The 416-nt window shown below is 56.7% G+C and carries 2 pseudogenes; one reads left to right on the top strand and one right to left on the bottom strand.

What is annotated here, in order from left to right:
- Nucleotides 1–211, bottom strand: a pseudogene (locus J1G35_RS30715) (arabinose ABC transporter substrate-binding protein); the annotation flags it as partial.
- A 29-nt stretch (nucleotides 212–240) separates the two neighbouring features.
- Between J1G35_RS30715 and J1G35_RS31155 the strand changes: the two are divergent.
- Nucleotides 241–354: pseudogene (locus J1G35_RS31155) on the top strand (outer membrane lipoprotein carrier protein LolA); the annotation flags it as partial.
- Nucleotides 355–416: the final 62 nt, after the last annotated feature.

Below are 416 nucleotides of genomic sequence, written 5' to 3' on the forward strand. Positions count from 1 at the left end.
GCACGGCGATCTTGATCACGGTAAAGCCATGTTCCTTGCCGGCTTTTTCGGCAAAGGCCCATTCGGTCTGGAACCACGGTTCCTCGGCCTGCTTGACCAGGAAACCGATCTTCACTTCTTCAGCGGCCAGCAACAGCCCGCTCAAGCTCATGGCCGAGACCGCCACAGCGGCGCAGCACAGGGAACGGATACCACGACGACGATGATTCATACGGGTGACTCCTTGTTGTTGTTTTTTGTTTGCTGTTTTTTGTAGGAGCGAGCTTGCTCGCGAAAAACGTTAACGATGACGCGTACATCCTGAATGCACGCGGCGCGCTCAGGCTTTTCGCGAGCAAGCTCGCTCCTACAGTGAAGCGGTGCAGCTAACCGGCAAAGCGATGGCAAGGCATGCCGGGGACATCGACTTCGATGGC

This window comes from Pseudomonas sp. SH10-3B (assembly GCF_019891415.1).
GTDB lineage: Bacteria > Pseudomonadota > Gammaproteobacteria > Pseudomonadales > Pseudomonadaceae > Aquipseudomonas.